The sequence below is a fragment of the Arthrobacter sp. SLBN-83 genome, from assembly GCF_006715285.1.
GTDB lineage: Bacteria > Actinomycetota > Actinomycetes > Actinomycetales > Micrococcaceae > Arthrobacter.
In genome coordinates this window covers 283877-301049 of sequence record NZ_VFMX01000001.1, presented here as the reverse complement: position 1 = coordinate 301049, position 17173 = coordinate 283877, and the positions used below count along the sequence as shown (strand labels likewise).

The following is a 17173-nucleotide window of genomic DNA, read 5'->3' as shown; positions in this document are numbered from 1 at the left end:
ACAAGGTGCTCGATGACACGACGGGTAGCTGTCTAAGTGTCGCTAGGACCAGCAGTGACGGAAGATCTCTGGTAGTGGCCAGCTACCCCGCCACTGCGGTCCTCGCTGCTCGTGTCGCCGCCATCCACTCTGTCAGCCAGGGAGCCCGGACAGCGGACGAGATCCGGCAGTCGGCGACGAACGTCCCACGGGCTCCGGCATCGATCCAGTCCTGAAGCGCCGACAGATCAGAAAGCGTGCGGATGACGGCAGACTCAGCGCCCAAAGCCAGGGCGACCCCGCTGAAGTCCACCTCGGGAATCAGCATCGGTTTCTCATTCAGGCCTTGGGAACCGTACTGATGGATCTCGGCACCGTAGGCGGCGTCGTTGTAGATCACCACGATCGCGCTGCGGGCGGCAGCGATCAGCGATTCCAAGTCGGACAGGCCCATCAGGAAGCCGCCGTCGCCGGAGGCCAGCACCAGGGTGCGGCCGTCCTCCACGGCACGGGCTGCCCCAACTGCACTCGCAAGCCCAAGCCCGATGGACTGGAACGCCGTCCCCACCATCACCAGGTCCTGCGGCCGCGGGATGTTCCAGTACATGGGCGCCCAGCCGATGAAGTGGCCGCCGTCCTGGACCACCGTGCGGCGCTCCGGCAGCACGGCGTCCAACGCGGCGGCGAGAGAACGCGGATCCAGCCGGCCGTCCACAGTCTCAGCGGTTCCAGCGGCATGCCCCGGTTTAGAGGCAAGACGCCGGACAGCCTCCGCCCGCCATGCGCCGGCAGCAGCCTGACCATCCAGCAGTGACAGAAGCCGCGCAGCAGCAACCTTCACATCCGCCTGAACAAACACATCCACCCGCGGATTCGTCGGCTCCACAGCAGTGTCGATCTGGATGACCGTGGCATTCGGGCCGAGCAGGTGCCCGAACCGCATGGTGAACGGGCTCAGGCTCGCCCCGGCCACCAGGACCACGTCGGCCTCGCCCATGAGGCCGGCCGCGGTGTCGGTGCCGAAACCGCCGGCCACGCCCAGGTACCCCTCGCCATTGAGGAGGTTGAGCGCCAGGGCGGTTCCGGCAGTCAGTGCGCCGAGCCGGTCGGCGAGTTCGCGGAGCGCCGGGCCGGCGCTGGCGAGGTGCGCACCCCGGCCGGCCAGGATCAGCGGCCGCCGTGCACCAGCCAAAAGGCGGGCCACCCGCGCAAGGTCCGTGCCGCCGTCGTCCGTCACCTCCAAAGCTGTCCGCTCCGGAAGGTCCTCGTCCGCAGCCTCCAGTGCGGCGAGATCGTAGGGGATCGCCAGCACGACGGCGGTGCGCCGGGTGAGTGCGTACTCCACCGCCTGCCGGGTGACGGCGCCCGCGGCATCGCGGGTGACGGTGAAAGTGGCAGCACCAAGGCCCGCGGCGATGGCGGTCTGGTCCACGTCCCAGGGCCGGGCGCCGCTGGTGGGGGCGTCGCCGGTGACCAGCACGACGGGGATCTGCGCCTGGACGGCCTCGGCCAGGGCGGTGAGCGCGTTGGTGTAGCCGGGGCCGTAGGTGGTGGTGCCTGCGGCGAGCCGTCCCGAGGTGCGGTAGTAGGCGTCGGCCGCGGCGATGGCGGCGCCCTCATGCCGCACCGGGGTGAAGCGCAGGCCCTGCTGCTCCGCGGCGTCCAGGAAGTAGACGTTGCCGTTGCCCATGACGCCGAAGACGTCGCTGACATAGCTGCTGAGAACCTGTGCCACGCGGCCGGAGACGGTAAGTGAAGTCATGCAGGAATCCTGCGGCCCGGTATCGAGATCGGCAACACACGGAAACGCGGTTGGGACTTTTGGCAGCAGCGAAGCAGGAGAACTGCCAATTCGCCCACTTGTGGCGCGCATCACCCTAAGTTAGCTTGAAGCGGCGGTCTCCTCCTTCGACAGCCGGCTGATCAGCCCGTCGTACCGGGGCGGCATGAGTTCCAGGATGGAGATGGCCGTGCTGGTCCGCTCGATTCCTTCGATCTCAAGGATCTCGTTGGTGATGCGGTAGAGGTCGGCGGTGCCGCGCGCCACCACCTTGGCCATGAGGTCCGCGTCGCCGGTGGTGGCATGCACCTCGATGACCTCCGGGATCGCGGCGAGCCCGTCCTCCACCGAGCCCGTCCGGGTCTGGCTGATCGACAGGGAGAGGAAGGCCATCAGTTCGTAGCCGAGCGCGGCAGGGTCCAGCCTGCGGCTGAAGGAGCGGAGCGCGCCGCTGCGCTCCAGCCGCGCCAGCCGGGCGTGGACAGTGTTGCGGGCGACGCCGAGCGTCCGGGAGAGTGCCAGGGCGCTGGCTTCGGGGTCCTTGTCCAAGGCAAGGATGATCCTGCCGTCGAGTGAATCGAGTGTCCGGGATGTTGTGATGGTCATATTTTCACCAGAGGTACTAGAAGTTGAGCAGAAGTCCCAAGCACAAAAGAGTATCTTGCATTGTGGTCCGGGTCACTTCCATGATCGGTCTCCATGACCCGTGAACAACTCCTGGCCGAACCCGAGACAGCGCTGCCCACCCTGCGCGCCGCGGTCACCGGCCTTCCGGCCTACGTCCCTGGCCGGCGCAGCCTCGGCGCGGACATCGCCGCCCTCGCCAGCAACGAAAGCCACTACGAGCCCCTGCCCGCTGCCACCGCCGCGGTGGCCGAGGCGGCCGGCAGGATGAACCGCTACCCGGACATGGCCGCCGTCGAACTCCGCGAACGGATCGCCCGGCACCTGGGCGTCACCGCGGACGAGGTGGCGGTGGGGCCCGGCAGCGTGGGCGTCCTGCAGCAGATCATCACCGGACTGTGCGACGCCGGGGATGAAGTGGTGTTCGCGTGGCGCTCCTTTGAGGCGTACCCCATCCTGGTGGAGCTGGCCGGCGCCCGGCCGGTCCGCGTCCCGCTGGATGACGCCGAGGGCCACGACCTTGACGCCATGGCCGCCGCCGTCACCGAGCGCACCAGGGTGATCCTGCTCTGCACCCCCAACAACCCCACCGGCGTGCCGATCAACCACGGCCGCCTCGAGGCCTTCCTGCAGTCCGTCGGCTCCGACATCCTGGTGGTGATCGACGAGGCCTACGTGGAGTACGCCGACGCCGGCAGCGGCCCCGACTCCCTGGCGCTCTACCGCAGGCACCCGAACGTCTGCATCCTGCGCACCTTCTCCAAGGCGTACGGGCTCGCCGGCCTGCGCGTCGGGTATGCCATTACGACGGCGGCAATCGCCGAGGGTCTGCGGCGCACCGCCCTGCCGTTCGCCGTGAGCGCGCTGGCGCAGAAGGCGGCCATCGCGTCGCTGGACGCGGGGGAGGAGATGGCAGCGAGGGTTTCCCTGGTGAAGCAGGAGCGTGCCCGGAGGGCGGCGGAGCTGGAGGCCCAGGGCTGGACGCTGCAGCCGAGCCAGGGTAACTTCCTCTGGATTCGCGCCGACGCCCCGCTTCTGGCCTTGCTCGTGGATGCGTTCGACGCCGCAGGCATCCTGGTCCGCGCGTACCAGGGCGACGGCCTGCGGATCACCGTGGCCGACCCTGCCTCCAACGACCGCGTGCTCAGGCTCCTCGCAGCATACGCGCCTCTGACAACTTCCTGACCTTTTCTCCTTCCGTTCCACCTAACAAGTAAGAGGAATCCCCATGGAACACCAGACAACGACGTCTGCCCGCGCGCTCGGCGCGGCCCTCAAACCCCGGCAGCTGACCATGATGGGCCTGGGCAGCGCCATCGGCGCGGGCCTGTTCATCGGCTCCGGTGCCGGCATCCAGGCCGCCGGTCCGGCGGTGCTGATCTCCTACCTTTTGGCCGGCACGCTCATCATCCTGGTGATGTGGGCGCTGGGCGAGATGGCCGCCGCCAACCCGGACAGCGGCGCCTTCTCCGTCTACACCGCCAAGGCCTACGGGCCGGTGGCCGGCGCCACGGTCGGCTGGCTCTGGTGGATCCAGCTCGTGGTGGTCATCGCCGCCGAGGCACTCGGTGCGGCCGGCCTGCTGGCCACCATCTTCCCGGCGCTGCCGGTGTGGCTGATGGCCTTCGTGTTCATCGTGGTGCTCACCGCCGTGAATCTCACCAGCGTGAAGAACTTTGGCGAGTTCGAGTTCTGGTTCGCGCTGCTGAAGGTAGCGGCGATCGTCGGGTTCCTCCTGGTGGGCTTCGCGCTGCTGTTCGGCTGGCTGCCGGGCGTGCGGTCGCCGGGCCTGGCCAACTTCATGGGGGAGGGCTTCGCGCCGAGCGGTTTTGCCGGGATTGCGACGGCGCTGTTCGTTGTGGCGTTTGCGTTCGGCGGCACCGAGATTGTGTCCGTGGCGGCGGCCGAGACGGCTGAGCCTGCACGCAGCGTGAAGAAGGCGGTCCGGACGGTTCTGTGGCGCATCCTGGTGTTCTACATTGGTGCCATCTTCGTCATCGCCGCGGTGGTTCCTGTGGGTTCGGCGGGGCTGAAGAGCCCGTTCGCCGCGGTGCTGGATGCTGCAGGCATGCCGGGTGCGGCCACCGCCATCACCCTGGTTGCTGTCGCGGCACTGCTCTCCGCATTGAACGCAAACCTCTACGGTGCCTCCCGCATGGCGTTCTCGCTTGCGGAGCGCGGCGAAGCGCCGAGTTGGCTCGCTTTGGTATCGACGGCTCGGGTGCCGGTGGTTGCGGTACTGGCTAGCGTTGCGTTCGGCGTTGTCACGGTGGTGCTGGAGCTGGCCTTCCCTGAGATGGTTCTTCCTGTTCTGCTCAATATTGTCGGCTCGACGTGCCTGCTGGTGTGGACGTCCGCGCTCCTGGCCCAGCTGGCGCTCCGCCTCCGCGCAGACCGCGAGGGCACGGCGCTTCCCCTGCGGATGCCCGGCTTCCCTTGGCTGACGGGCCTTGGCCTGCTGATCCTCGCGGCGATCTTCACGGTGGGCTTCCTCGGGGAGGATTCCCGTCCGCAGCTGCTCAGCACGTTCGGACTTGTGGTGCTGCTGGCGGTGGGGTGCTGGGTGAACCACAGGTCCAGGAAGACCGCGGCTACTATGCAGGCATCGGACGCTGACAAACAGTCCGTGCTCGTCGAGTGAAAAAGAATCCGTTGACCACTCGCATGTTGATTGACGGAAGGGGTGCGTCTGGCATTAGCCGGACACACCCCTTGCCGGCGGCGGACTGCCGGTGAGTCATGGAGGCCTTCAGCTTCTTAGCTGCTGGACACCTATTACGTCCATGCCAGTACAGGGCCAAATCAACGTCCCTAGCCGTCCAATCATGTCCGTTCTGTCTCGCCGTTTCTTGCATGTTTTCGACCAGTCCCATGAAGCGGGCGTATCTTCCGCGAGCTGCCAACAGTACGAGACCCAGTTTCTCCAAACCGCTCTGGGCACGCTGGTCGTAAACGGCCATTCTCGCCGTACTCTACTGCGTCCCGCTGGACCTCTCAGATCCCGACGACATGTGGAAGCTTATCCGGGTTGCCTTTACCATCAAGAGCGGCGAGATGATCCGTGAAGGCGTAACTAAAGCAGTCCCTGCCGTGAGGCGACCTCTGATCGAGCGCTTCTATTCGGGTGGGGTCCTCACTCGCGGCTAAGAGCTTGCCCGTGGTGGGTATATTTCTCCTCCAACGCAAACACATAGAGATCAGGATCACTTTGGTGGGCGTCCCACTTGCAGTCGTCATCGAAATCGCTCTAGGTCTAAGCGCCCGTAGCCAGCACCCGCAGTTAGCCGACGATGAAGCCTTATTGATACGTCACTTGGTAAAGCGAGTCCGTGATGAGCATGACGTAGTTGATGAAGGATTGACTCGGGTCGTGGACGTGGATCCGGAGGATATTGGCGCCGGCTGGCAGCCGCGCCGCTCGCTGAACAAGGAAAATTTAGTGCCGACATCAAAAGTAGTGAAGCCGCTTGGTCTCATGGCATTGGTTGCGCTGGCCGGACTCAGTGTAGCCGGCGCAGCCCGATAAAATCCGTTGTCGGACCGGGACGACAGTTAGACTGTGCTCCTCAAATCGGTCCAGGCCGTTGGCGAGTACCATGCTGCAGCCGGAACTTTTGAGACGGCCGTCGACACGGACGATGCTGACGGTGCCATGGCAGACTTCATGGCGGCCGCCGGACACTATACGTCGCGGCTGGCGTCCTCGACGCTACGTCGACATGTCAAGTCCGTGGGAAGACGATTTCACCGTTTCATCGGATGGAATATTGGTGGAACTCACGCTCCCGGCGGCTGAGCTGGGTAAGCCTAACCTCGACTTCGACCGCTCGCATGTGTATAGCGACGATCGTGGCGTCGTTGACCGGCTCGTGGACGTGTTTGAACCGCCGCAGCAGGCCGAGCACTACTAGCTGGCCGAACTACGGATGATGACTGCCGCCGAAGAGTCGGAGCTTCGCAGACGCGCTGTAGAGAACACAGAGTCCATGCTTCCGAGTGACGTAGAAGTAAGTCGTGTCGGCTGCGTTTTGATGCTCTGCCGCCATGACCTGTGCCGTGGCATAGGGATTCGATAAGCCCTTCATACGGTGAAGTCCTCGTTAGCAAAAGCCCCGCTCCGTGCCAGGGCCAGAGGGTGCTAAGTATGGTGCTGGGGCCGGGTAAGAATGAGCCTATGGCGGCTCAGGATGATTTCAGTATGCTGGGGCTGCGGCAGGCTGGCTTTAGTGCGCCTCGGCCGCTTAAGAATATCGAGCGTCCCGATGTGCTTGGACCGCGAGGAGCAGCCGACGTCCATGGAGTATACGTTGTCACACACGAGCCGTGCCCCCTACCCAGATTCCTCAAGCCTGATCACCCAAAGCGCAGTACCTTCACCACCGTAGATGAGATGGCCGCTAGGTGGATTCCGGCCGCCACCGTCCTGTACATCGGCAAAGCGCCCCTCCGGAAAGCGGATGATGTTACCGGAAAGCGGGATGGACTGTGGCAGCGGATCAAAGAGTTCCGCGGCTTTATCTACCGGGCACGAACGAACCATGCTGGCGGCGAAGACCTCCGTCGGCTTCCGGACCGGGACGAGTTCTTGGTGTGCTGGAAGCAGGTTGCCGACCCGGGCCTAGAAGAGCGCCGGATGATAGCCGGCTTCCGTGAAGCGCATGGTGGCATGCGCCCCTTCGGCAATCGCCAGGACCATTAAACTTCCTTATGCCCACCCCAGGTGCTTCCCCATTAGATGTTTGTGACTCCCTGCCTGATGCCCGGCCTCAAAGTAGTGCTGCTTTCGATAGAAGCCATGGACGGGCCGTTCGTAGGCGCCCGCGCTAGGGTCTAGACAGATAAAGTCGTTTCCGTTTTGTGCAGCCTCAATTTCGAACTCTGCGAGTAGAGCCTTTCCCAAGCCTCCTTCCCTTTGGAGGCGACAAACATAAAGGTAGGTCACGAATGAGCAGTACGGCCCCTCCGGGGGATCCGGGCGAAAGTGGAACTGCTCCCAAAGTTTGGAGTTGTGGCATCCCTGGATCCAGCCAACCAGGCGGTCTTGCTCCGTGAGGACGAGATTGCGAAGATCCCGGCTGAATCCCTTGTACTCTAAGTCTCTTGCCACTGTCGGCTTCCATTCGTGGATGAGGTCGGCCAGAGCAGGGTGGTCGGCGGGACGTAGTTCGCGGATCTGCATGTCCACATTCTCGTCTACATCGTCCCCTTTGTGCAGAACATAGGGCACGCAGCTTCCATGCCCGCAACCCAGCAGTCGCGAACGTCCCCGTAACGGCCCTGCCATTAACCCGTGCCGGGCCGACTGAGGCCGACGGTCGTTCTAAGGACTGTCGCATGCAAGGGTTGCCCCCCACCCCTGAAGGGGTCAGGAGGTCGGTTGGTGCGCCTCCCGTCCTGCCGGTGCGCGGTTGCATCTGTTGGCGTGCTCGGGGGCGTTGTACTTGCTGCGGTCGTTGTCATCGTCGCTTAAGTCCCAGCGTTCGCCAGGTTGGACGGTGTCTCCGCACCTGGTGCAGATGACGGAACCAGGCTCGTACCTTTGGTACCCACTCTCGTCGGAGTTGTTGTTGCACGGATCCGTAGCCGCTCTGGCTAGAGTTACCACGTGCTCGTTCAGCTTCGGCGTTGTGCGCGGGGCATCGGCTGCCAATCTCAGCAGCGTCGGGGCAGTCTGGCCTGGCGCAGATGCCCTTGGCTTTTGGCATGTGACCTCCGACGGGTTGAGCTCACCCTTCAGGCCATGCTCGCCATCGGACAGTCTATGTAGCACCAGTCTGCTCTTCTTATGATTGCTCGGTGTGTAAGAAATGTTCGGCTTGGAAATCTTCCGGTCAACTATGGATACCCCTGACGGAGGTTCGAATGGCTGAGAGATTCGCGCTCCTAAAAGCTGGCCTGCCGGCCGTTACGATCATTGTTGTCTTGGGAGCGGTGACAATGTCGGGACAGGGACCAGCTTTGGCAGGTGCTGCTTTGCTTCTCATCGGAGCTCTCGGCCAGGCGATGACCGCGTCCACCTCTCGAGGAGATGCCGAGCCCTCTGGCTCACCCAGCAAACTTCGCGACGCACTGATCCTTGCCGGGTGGGTCGTCATCGCCTTTGGTGCACTGTTTTCATTCCTTGGGGCGTTGCCCATTCCGCCGCATAAAGAGGGAAAGCCAGCATCTGACGGATGGTGGATATTTACACAAGAGTGGATGTTGCAGTTGTTCAGCGGCACCATCGGCGCGCTCATCGGAGCGGGGGGCGCCGCTGCGGCAGCGGTCTGGGTTTTTTAACAGGACCAACGAGAAGCAGCAGGGCTTGTGGGACGCCTCCAAGCGCGATGAGGAAGCCAGAACTTCTAAAGCCCACCATGCTCAATCAGCAGTTGAGCTATCGGAAGGTGTATTAAAACTACGCGAAGCCATTTTCGTGAATGAGCAAGCAGTGATTGACACTGCCTATCTTCCATCCAGGGCTCACATTCGGTGGAAAGTTGCCCTCTATGGCGAGCATGAAGGTTTCGATTCAGAAATCGGTCGCTGGGTCACCGCCTTATGTCTCGATGCGAGAGCGCTTCGGAATCTAAAGGACCATGAGCCTGCTACAGACGAGACAGTGAAGGATTTCGAGAAGTTGCGAAGTCGATTCGACGACAACATGGTCGATTTCGTGAAAACTATAACCCGTTGGGTTGCGGAAGAAGAGTTCTCGTGCCAAGCACGTCCTTGCGTTAGCGGCAGGGAATCCTGGAGATATTGCCACCCATATTCGCGAGGACCTAAAAATCCCAGCAACCTGGCTTTCCTCGCCAGAACTATGAAACCTCGGAGCCGGAGACTTGGAGGCCTCGTCGAGTTTTGGTTATGCCTGTGGCCTGTGGCTCCAGTCTTCCTCATTGTTGATTTATATTCGACGACCAGCAGCTCCGCACGCTCGCTGGCTTCCAGCCAATCCAGCACACTTCTTGCACTATCGCATCGATGTCCGTGACCACCTCGCCCACCATGACCGGAACACGTTCGGGCTTGTACTCTTCGAAAATCTGTGTCGGCGCACCAACGTTTGGGTCCGGAAGCAGATCGAGACCTTCCGGCCGGATTCGTCCTCGACTTTTCAGCTGCCGCAGGTCACGGGCCAGATCAAGCAGATCTCGAAGGAAATCAACCGAGTCGTGTGCCGTTGCTAACTGGCGTTCCCGCAGCCGTTCCAGCCGCTCAGCGAGGGTCTTATAGATACGGTGCCCGCCGTTCTCTCCGGCAAGACGCTCCGTCCATTTCTAACGCATTTGCGCCTGAACTGTACTAATTTTTAACCCGGGGGGTGCCGTGTTCGCTCTACTGCCACCGGCAGCCACGGGTCGTCCTGAAGACACAACCCGAGAGCGTTTTCCAAGGTTCGGCCTTAGAACGGCATGCCCCGGCAAGATTGGTTCCCCCTGCGGAGGACGCTATTACTTGGATAAGCCTTTCAAGCTCCTCATCGAAAGCCGGCCAAGCATCAGGCAAGGGATCCTCCGCTCGGACATTCAGGATCCGTGCTTGTTTAGAAGCCAGAATTTTGCGGCCAAGGCGGATAATGTCACCAGAAATCTTGGGTATACAGGAGCGTGCTTTATGCCTAACGCCCAAGCCGGGAATCGGCACCTAATGTAAATTAGCGCATATTTGTATTTAGAACCGATCACATTCTTATCGACGTGCGGCTTTTAGAGATGTGCTGGCGCTCTATTCTGACTCAGGGAATGCAACTACAGCACTCCTGGATGGAGCTAGCTTCGCGTGTCGGTTTCGTCCCAGGCGTTGAGCCGGGGGATACTGAGGCGTGACTTATTGTGTACTGACTACTCTCGTGGACGACCTCGACAGGTCGAGTGCTGCTGACGAGACAGTGCGCTTCGCGCTCGACGGAATTGACTACGAGATTGACCTAACGGCAGTTCATGCGGCCGAGCTCAGATCCACCTTGTACATCTATGTAGGAGGGGCTCGGCGCATACGATCTCGTCATCTGTCATCGGGCTGAGGACGAACGCGCTCCGATTCTGTCGGTGCTCGAACTTAGCATTTGATTCGTGGGCCACAACGGGCTCGCAGCTGACAGAGGAAGCGACATGGCTAACCTGATTTACTTGGACGCTGCGGCGTCGACCCCGATCGCTCCAGAAGCCTTGGAGGCGACGGTTCGGGCGTTGAAGCAGACCGGCAATGCCGGTGCATCACATGCCGCCGGGTTGGCCGCGGCAGCCTTGCTCGACAGTGCTCGGGAGGCAGTTGCCGAGCTGTTACGCGTGGGGCCCGCCGGCGTCACCTTCGTCGCAAGTGCAACTGAAGCGAACAACCTCGCGCTAAGGGGATTGGTCCGTCGATCCGGTAGGTGCGATATCGTCACATCGGTGGCTGATCACCCGTCAGTGCTTGCAACCGTTGAGCAACTCGCCTCCGAACATGGCACTTCGCACGCTCTTGGTGTAGGGAAGACTGGGGAAATCGACGTCGATCAGCTGGAGGCGGTCCTCTCATCGAACACAGCTCTCGTGTCGGTCCACGCAGCCAATAACGAGACGGGCGTCATTCAGCCGCTCGACAAGATCGTTGAGCGCGCGCATGAGGTTGGAGCGCTCGTCCATGCGGATGCGAGTCAACTCATGGCTTGGGGAGCGCACTCCATCCTTGACGAATGCGACATGGTGACAGTCAGCTCACACAAGATGCATGGGCCGCAGGGAGCTGCGGCACTGATCGTGCGTCCGACGGCCCGAAATCGTCTTCGCCCGCAATTGACGGGCGGAGGTCAGGAGCGGGGTCTTCGGAGCGGTTCAGCTAACTCCGCGGCCATTGCGGGGTTTGGCGCCGCGGCGGAACTTGCCTTGTCATCGGGGTACGAGTCCGCCGAGGCGGTGCGAGCCTTGCGCCGGAAATTGCTTGTTGGCCTCAAATCGAGCGTGGGTGATCTTGTCGAACACGGTGCCGATGCGGTTCGGCGTCTTCCTGGGATATTGAACGTGGCAGTCGGTATCAACTGGTCGGAGAGTGTCGAGTCCGAGGCGTTGCTGGCGCGTCTGCCTCGGTTGGCAGCGTCAACTGGTAGTGCCTGTCATGCTGGTGCGCCGGGACCGTCTCCAGTCCTCCTTGCTATGGGTGTATCCGATTGGGAGGCCTCACGTTCGATTCGCTTGAGTTTGAGTCGGTACACAACAAACGAGGACGTCGAGGCCGCAATTGGAGAGTTGGGGCGTGGTTACGTTGAGCTGGTCCACCTGCTTGGTGGTCCTAAGTCCGAAGAAAGGTTCTTATCATGAGTGGGGCACTGCTGGGAGCAGCGGCCGAGCCAGCCTTCGCGCGGCACGAGACTTTTCACCTGCGGTTCGGATGGCTTAGAAAAGGATTCACTGCTGCCCTAGCGGATCCCGAGGCTTTCTCGAAGCCGAACGCCACAGTTGATCTTGGGGTCGGTAAGAACATGGTCAACGCCATCCGGTACTGGTGTCAGGCGTACAAGATTTTGGAGACTACTCCAAATGAAAAACGTCCTCGTACGCCGCATCTCACGCCCTCAGTCTTCGGGCGACAGCTACTGGGGGAGGACGGGTGGGATCCGTGGCTGGAAGATCCTGCCAGCTTGTGGCTCCTGCACTGGAAGCTGCTCGGCCCTACGTGCATGGCGCCGGTCTGGTGGACCGCCTTCAATCTTTTTGCTCACGAGCAGTTCGAGGAGTACCAGCTGACGGACCATGTCGTCGAGCTAACGGCCGCCGCAGGCTGGAAGAGCGTGATGGAGTCGTCGGTTAAGAAGGATGTGGACTGCTTGCTGCGTACCTTTGGGGTGCGGCGTACTGGTCGTCAGAGCATGGACGACATACTCGACTGCCCTACGCGGCAGCTAGGACTGATCTCTCCCGCAGCCGGGGAGGCCAGGAGCTGGCGTTTTGTTACCGGCCCGAAGCCGTCTCTCCCGGCAGCGATCGTCGCATACGCCTGCCTCGACTTTCTGACCGCTGTCGGGACAAAGGAGCGCACGATCAGCGTGGCACGCCTGGCCGGTGACCCGGGTGCTCCGGGGCGGGCTTTCCGACTGACCGAGAGCAACTTGTATGACGTCCTAATTGAGGCGGTGAAGTCCGTACCGCAGATGCGTGTGGCCGAACCCGCTGGCCTTCGACAACTAATTGTTGATGGCGACGTCGAATCTCTTCGTGACCAGATCATCAATAACTACTACCGCGCGAGCCAGGAGCAGGCAGTATGACCGCCGAATCGAGGCTGGGTGACCAAATTCGCCCCAAGGAGCGATACCTCCGAGCTGCCAACTTGGAAGCCCACCAGGAGCAGGCAGGGCACTACATTCCTACGAGTCGCGCGCTTGAGGTTTTGCGTCGTCTCGTTCACTCAATGAACGACGCAGCCGCGGGGCGGGCGTGGTCTCTCACGGGACCGTACGGGGCGGGCAAGAGTTCGTTCGCCCTTTTTCTACGGACACTGCTTGGTCCTTCGGGGGCACTGCGGGACACCGCCGAGTGCTCTCTACGGGACGCAGACCAGGCATTGCACCGCGCGCTGGTCGATGCTCGTGCGGCGCTAGGCGCCACCGATGGCTTTGTTCTGGCCACGATCACCTGTCAAAAGGAGCCGTTGGCTGACAGCCTGCTGAGGGCACTTGTCAAGGGGACGCAGGCCCGGTGGCCGAAACGCAAGCCGAGCGGCATCTCCGAAGCGCTGGCGTCGGCGCATGCGTCGAAGTCTGCCCGGTCGATTGCTGCGGCTGCTCGCGTTATTGCCGACGCAGCACCTCTTCTCCTAGTGTTGGACGAGTTTGGCAAGACGCTTGAGCACTTCGCTTCGCGAGCAACTGATGACTCCGATGCGTCGGCTGACCTCTTTGTTCTTCAGGAACTTGCCGAACAGGCGACGGGTGAAAGCGGGGCCCCGATCTTCACCTTCACGCTGCAGCATTTGGCATTCGATGACTACGTGCGTCAAGCCTCTGCTCAGCAGCGACGTGAGTGGGGAAAAGTGCAGGGGCGCTTCGAGGACGTGTCGTTTCTTGAGTCTGCTGAGCAATCGCTGCGCTTAGTGGCCGGTGCCTTGGATGGCAGCGGACTCTCACCAGCACTCGCCGACCGTCGTCGAGATTGGGCTGAAGCGGCGTTCGCTTCGGCTCGGGAGGTAGGCATCGCCAACCATCTTCCCGGTGGCGCAGACACCGTAAAGCAATGCTATCCACTTCACCCTATCGCGTTGCTGGCCTTGCCTGAGCTATGCGGTCAGCTGGGTCAGCACGGCCGAACCCTTTTCACTTTCCTCGCCAGCGCAGAACCAGGGACGGCGAGGAATTTCCTTGAGTCTCGGCCAATTCCACACGAATCTGAGCCGCTTCCAGCTATCGCGCTCAGCGACTTGTTCGACTTTTTTGCTGGCTCCGGCCAGGCGATGGCACTCAGCGTCGGTGGGAGCCGTTGGCGAGAGATTCACGAACGCGTACGTGAGGCAGCGAACCTGGATGAGCAGGATATTGCGGTCCTAAAGACCGTCGGCCTTCTCAACCTGATGGGTAGCGCCCTTGGGTTGCGTGCGTCGCCGGACCTGGTGTCCTTCGCTCTGAGCGACCCGTCAGGCCCAGCGCATCCGCGTTGGCGGACTCGTTTGGATGACCTGGAGAGTCGCGGCTTCCTGACCTTCCGATCATTCGCTGATGAGTACAGACTTTGGCAAGGAAGCGATGTCGACCTGCGCGGGAGGGTGGCTGACGCGCGGGAACAACTACGCAGTATCAATGCCGCTGATCTGCTAGCTCGTCTCCACTCCGACACCCCAATAATCGCGGCAAGACACAGTCAGCACGTGGGCATGCTCCGGTACTTCTCTGTCAGCTACACGGACGATGGTTCGCGCTCAATGCCGGTCTTGTCGAAGGACAACCCCGCAGATGGCGTAGTTGTTTATCACCTTGGAACGGCCACGTCTGCGGCTCAGTTGGAGGTAGGCTCCGATCCCCGTCCGACGGTGTTGGTGACCAGCGCGCGCGCCGACCGCGTTCGGAACGCCGCAATTGAGGTGGCGGCCGCGCTTTCCGTTTTAGATCAGCAGGAGGTGATGGACGACTACGTCGCCCGGCGCGAGCTCCAGGACCGCGTCGCCGATGCACGAAACCGGCTCTCCGGGGCGTTGGCGGATACTTTCCGGCCCGGAGCAGATGACGTCGAATTCCGTGTGATTTCGCACGGCAGTACTGGCGACCCGCTGCCTTGCCCGCACGGACTTTCGCGTCTCCTTTCCGATGTCTGCGATGAGGCCTACAGCCAAAGTCCACACATTCGCAACGAAATGATCGGTCGTCGGGAGCTGACCAGTCAAGGAGCTAGGGCTCGCCGAGAGCTGATCGAGGCCATGATTGAGCGCAGCGACCAGGAGCGACTCGGCCTTGAGGGGTATGGGCCAGAGCGTGCAATGTATGAGGCGGTTCTCAGGCACACTGGGTTGCACTCCGAGCGCGAGGCTGGCTGGGCGTTCGGCCGGCCGGGCTTCAACGGCTCGCTACAGCACGTGTGGGGTTCGATTGCTCAGTTCATCGACGCAGCGAGCGATTCACCAGTGACGATCGACCATCTGTATGGGCGTCTGATGGCGCCTCCCATAGGGTTGAAGGAAGGCCCCATTCCCGTCCTACTCGTCGCCTACCTGCTTCAGCGAAGTGACGACGTGGCTATCTATGAAGATGGCTCTTTCCAGCCGAACCTTACTGCTGACCTCGTCGAACGCCTCGTAAAGGGACCACGGCGGTTTGCTCTCAAATCATTCAGCACGCAGGGCAATCGAGTGAATATTCTCTCTGCCATCTCGGCTGCGACTGCCTCCCTCGGTGTCGGTGGGCTGCGTCCGGTATCGGCTCGGAACCTCCGGAACGAGACCGTGCTTGCCGTTGCAGCGCCCCTACTCAATCTCGTGCGAAGCATGCCTACTTTCACCAAACGCACTAGCAGCCTGTCGAGGCGGGCACTTGCTGTGCGATCTGCTCTGCTCGACGCACGTGAACCCGATCGACTGTTGCTGGTCGAACTTCCGAGAGCCTGTGGGTTCGAAGCTGCGGAGTGGCAGAATCCAACGCCGGAGACCATTGCGAGGTTCAAGGAGGCCCTCCAGGCCTCCTTGGAGGAGCTGCGGGGTGCCTACGAGGGGCAACTTTTGGAGATCCGAGATCTTCTGGCTGTCGCTTTCGATCGGCCGGCGGACGTGTCGGCGTTGCGGAAGGCTCTCCAAGTTAGGTCCGAACCGCTGGAAGGTCGGGTGCTCAATCCTAAGCTGCAGGCCTTCATCTTCAACGCGGCGGACGAGTCCCCGGACGATGCAGGCTGGTTGGGCCGTATGGGGCTGACTTTGACTGGTAAGCCGGTCGAACTGTGGCTTGACGATGATCGGAAACGATTCCGGTCCCTTTTGACTGAGACGGTCGGTGCCTTTCACCGCGTTGAGGCACTCCACTTCGATGCGAAGGCCAGTTCGACGGAAGCTCCTTTCACTGCGAGGCGCTTGTCCTTTACTACTCCAGAGGGAGACGAGAATAGTCGTGTGGTGTTCTATGACGACGGTACGGCGGAAGCGCTCACCGGTCTTGTCGAGGAAGTATTGGCGCGCGCGGAGGAACTTGTAGGAGGTCCGCACGGACGGGATGGTCTGACGGCGCTCCTCGTCGAACGAGTCCTTCGAAGCACACCGGAGTTGAAAGCTAGTTTGGATCATGGTGTCGACAAGGCACTGGACAGGAAGGCTCAGAATGGCTACTGACAAGCTGAATATCACAAGCGCTACAGTCGACGAGGCTATGGCCGACGCCGGTGCTCGTCACGTTTTGGGTATCAGCGGCGGTAAGGACAGTGCGGCCCTCGCAATTTATCTCAAGGACCGAATCCCGAACCTAGAGTATTTTTTCACGGATACGGGCGCTGAGTTGCCGGAGACTTATGAGTACCTATCAGCTCTGGAGGCTGTGCTTGGCAAACCCATCGCGCGGCTCAACTCCGAGCGCGGTTTTGATCACTGGTTGAAGGTTTATGGTGGTGCGCTCCCCAGCCCTCAGATGCGCTGGTGTACGAAAATGCTCAAAATCAAGCCGCTTGAGGCCTGGCTAGGGGACTCGCCGACGTACACCTATATTGGGATTCGGGCTGATGAGAACCGAAGTGGATACATAAGCACTAAGTCGACCATCCGCCCGGTGTTCCCCTTCAAAGAAGACGGCATTAACAAGGAGCAGGTCTTCAAAATCCTCGACGACGCAGGCGTCGGATTGCCTGAGTACTATGAATGGCGTACACGCAGCGGCTGCTCGTTTTGTTTTTTCCAGCGTAAGTCGGAATGGATCGGTCTCTCAGAGCGCCATCCGGACTTGTACGAAGAGGCAATAGCTTATGAAAACAAGCAAGGCTTCGAAGACACGGCGATGAAGGACCGGCAATACACGTGGTCGCAGGGGGAGACTCTATCCGAGTTGCGGGATCGGGCTGATGAAATTAAGGAAAAGCATGCCGCTGCCATGGAAAAAGCTGCCCGCCGGCGGACAAACTTGCCGCTCGTTGACCTTCTCGATGACGTGCTAGCAGAGGACGGCGGGGACGATGCTTGCATGGTTTGCCATATCTAGAATGAATGTATTGATGAGTATCAGCGCACTTCGTCACGGCCATCAGACCTAATCGGGAAACCAGAAGGCCTTAAGCCGGTTGCAACCTTTACGTATGGAGGGGCGAATTTTGCCGTAGCCATAGAATTCGGTGCAGAGTCGCGGAGGATCCTACCCGCTTTATGGAGGAG

At 61.5% G+C, this 17173-nt stretch carries 14 protein-coding genes; 11 read left to right on the top strand and 3 right to left on the bottom strand.

From position 1 onward, the window contains the following. Positions 1-82 precede the first annotated feature (82 nt). Positions 83-1741: a thiamine pyrophosphate-binding protein gene (locus tag FBY30_RS01275; protein ID WP_142130815.1), complete on the bottom strand. Its 1659-nt coding sequence runs from the start codon at positions 1739-1741 to the stop codon at positions 83-85. A 120-nt stretch (positions 1742-1861) separates the two neighbouring features. Continuing rightward, entirely contained in the window at positions 1862-2365 is a 504-nt protein-coding gene (locus FBY30_RS01270) for an Lrp/AsnC family transcriptional regulator (RefSeq protein ID WP_142130814.1), read from the bottom strand. A gap of 93 nt (positions 2366-2458) precedes the next feature. On the opposite strand from FBY30_RS01270, the gene hisC reads away from it, so the two are divergent. The 5 genes from hisC (at position 2459) to FBY30_RS01245 (ending at position 7082) form a co-directional block, all read left to right on the top strand. Further along, positions 2459-3568 carry a histidinol-phosphate transaminase gene (hisC, locus tag FBY30_RS01265; protein WP_142130813.1) on the top strand — a complete coding sequence of 370 codons (1110 nt, stop codon included), beginning with the start codon at positions 2459-2461 and terminating at the stop codon, positions 3566-3568. Positions 3569-3611: 43 nt separating this feature from the next. Next, positions 3612-5024, top strand: a complete 1413-nt coding sequence (locus FBY30_RS01260) for an amino acid permease (RefSeq protein WP_142130812.1) — start codon at positions 3612-3614, stop codon at positions 5022-5024. A 570-nt stretch (positions 5025-5594) separates the two neighbouring features. Beyond that, positions 5595-5909 (top strand): hypothetical protein, encoded by a 315-nt coding sequence (locus FBY30_RS20760; RefSeq protein WP_200830611.1) that lies wholly within the window; start codon positions 5595-5597, stop codon positions 5907-5909. A 70-nt stretch (positions 5910-5979) separates the two neighbouring features. Further along, complete coding sequence (locus FBY30_RS21150) at positions 5980-6294, top strand: DUF4230 domain-containing protein (protein ID WP_142130811.1); 315 nt, start codon at positions 5980-5982, stop codon at positions 6292-6294. 263 nt (positions 6295-6557) lie between these two features. Continuing rightward, complete coding sequence (locus FBY30_RS01245; RefSeq protein WP_142130810.1) at positions 6558-7082, top strand: hypothetical protein; 525 nt, start codon at positions 6558-6560, stop codon at positions 7080-7082. 6 nt (positions 7083-7088) lie between these two features. Here FBY30_RS01245 and FBY30_RS01240 read toward each other — a convergent pair whose 3' ends face one another. Then, complete coding sequence (locus tag FBY30_RS01240; protein ID WP_160141442.1) at positions 7089-7562, bottom strand: GNAT family N-acetyltransferase; 474 nt, start codon at positions 7560-7562, stop codon at positions 7089-7091. A gap of 683 nt (positions 7563-8245) precedes the next feature. Here FBY30_RS01240 and FBY30_RS01235 point away from each other — a divergent pair. From FBY30_RS01235 to FBY30_RS01210, 6 genes are all read left to right on the top strand, one after another. Continuing rightward, positions 8246-8662 carry a hypothetical protein gene (locus FBY30_RS01235; RefSeq protein WP_142130808.1) on the top strand — a complete coding sequence of 139 codons (417 nt, stop codon included), beginning with the start codon at positions 8246-8248 and terminating at the stop codon, positions 8660-8662. A gap of 1528 nt (positions 8663-10190) precedes the next feature. After that, entirely contained in the window at positions 10191-10391 is a 201-nt protein-coding gene (locus FBY30_RS01230) for an Lsr2 dimerization domain-containing protein (protein WP_142130807.1), read from the top strand. Positions 10392-10479: 88 nt separating this feature from the next. After that, a complete protein-coding gene (locus FBY30_RS01225) occupies positions 10480-11667 on the top strand; it encodes a cysteine desulfurase family protein (RefSeq protein WP_142130806.1) in 1188 nt (395 codons plus the stop codon). Further along, positions 11664-12614 carry a DUF4007 family protein gene (locus FBY30_RS01220; RefSeq protein ID WP_142130805.1) on the top strand — a complete coding sequence of 317 codons (951 nt, stop codon included), beginning with the start codon at positions 11664-11666 and terminating at the stop codon, positions 12612-12614. Before FBY30_RS01225 ends, FBY30_RS01220 begins: the two co-directional genes overlap by 4 nt. Beyond that, positions 12611-16147 carry a hypothetical protein gene (locus FBY30_RS01215; protein ID WP_142130804.1) on the top strand — a complete coding sequence of 1179 codons (3537 nt, stop codon included), beginning with the start codon at positions 12611-12613 and terminating at the stop codon, positions 16145-16147. Before FBY30_RS01220 ends, FBY30_RS01215 begins: the two co-directional genes overlap by 4 nt. Continuing rightward, entirely contained in the window at positions 16137-17003 is an 867-nt protein-coding gene (locus tag FBY30_RS01210; protein ID WP_200830610.1) for a phosphoadenosine phosphosulfate reductase family protein, read from the top strand. Before FBY30_RS01215 ends, FBY30_RS01210 begins: the two co-directional genes overlap by 11 nt. The last annotated feature ends 170 nt before the right edge of the window (positions 17004-17173 follow it).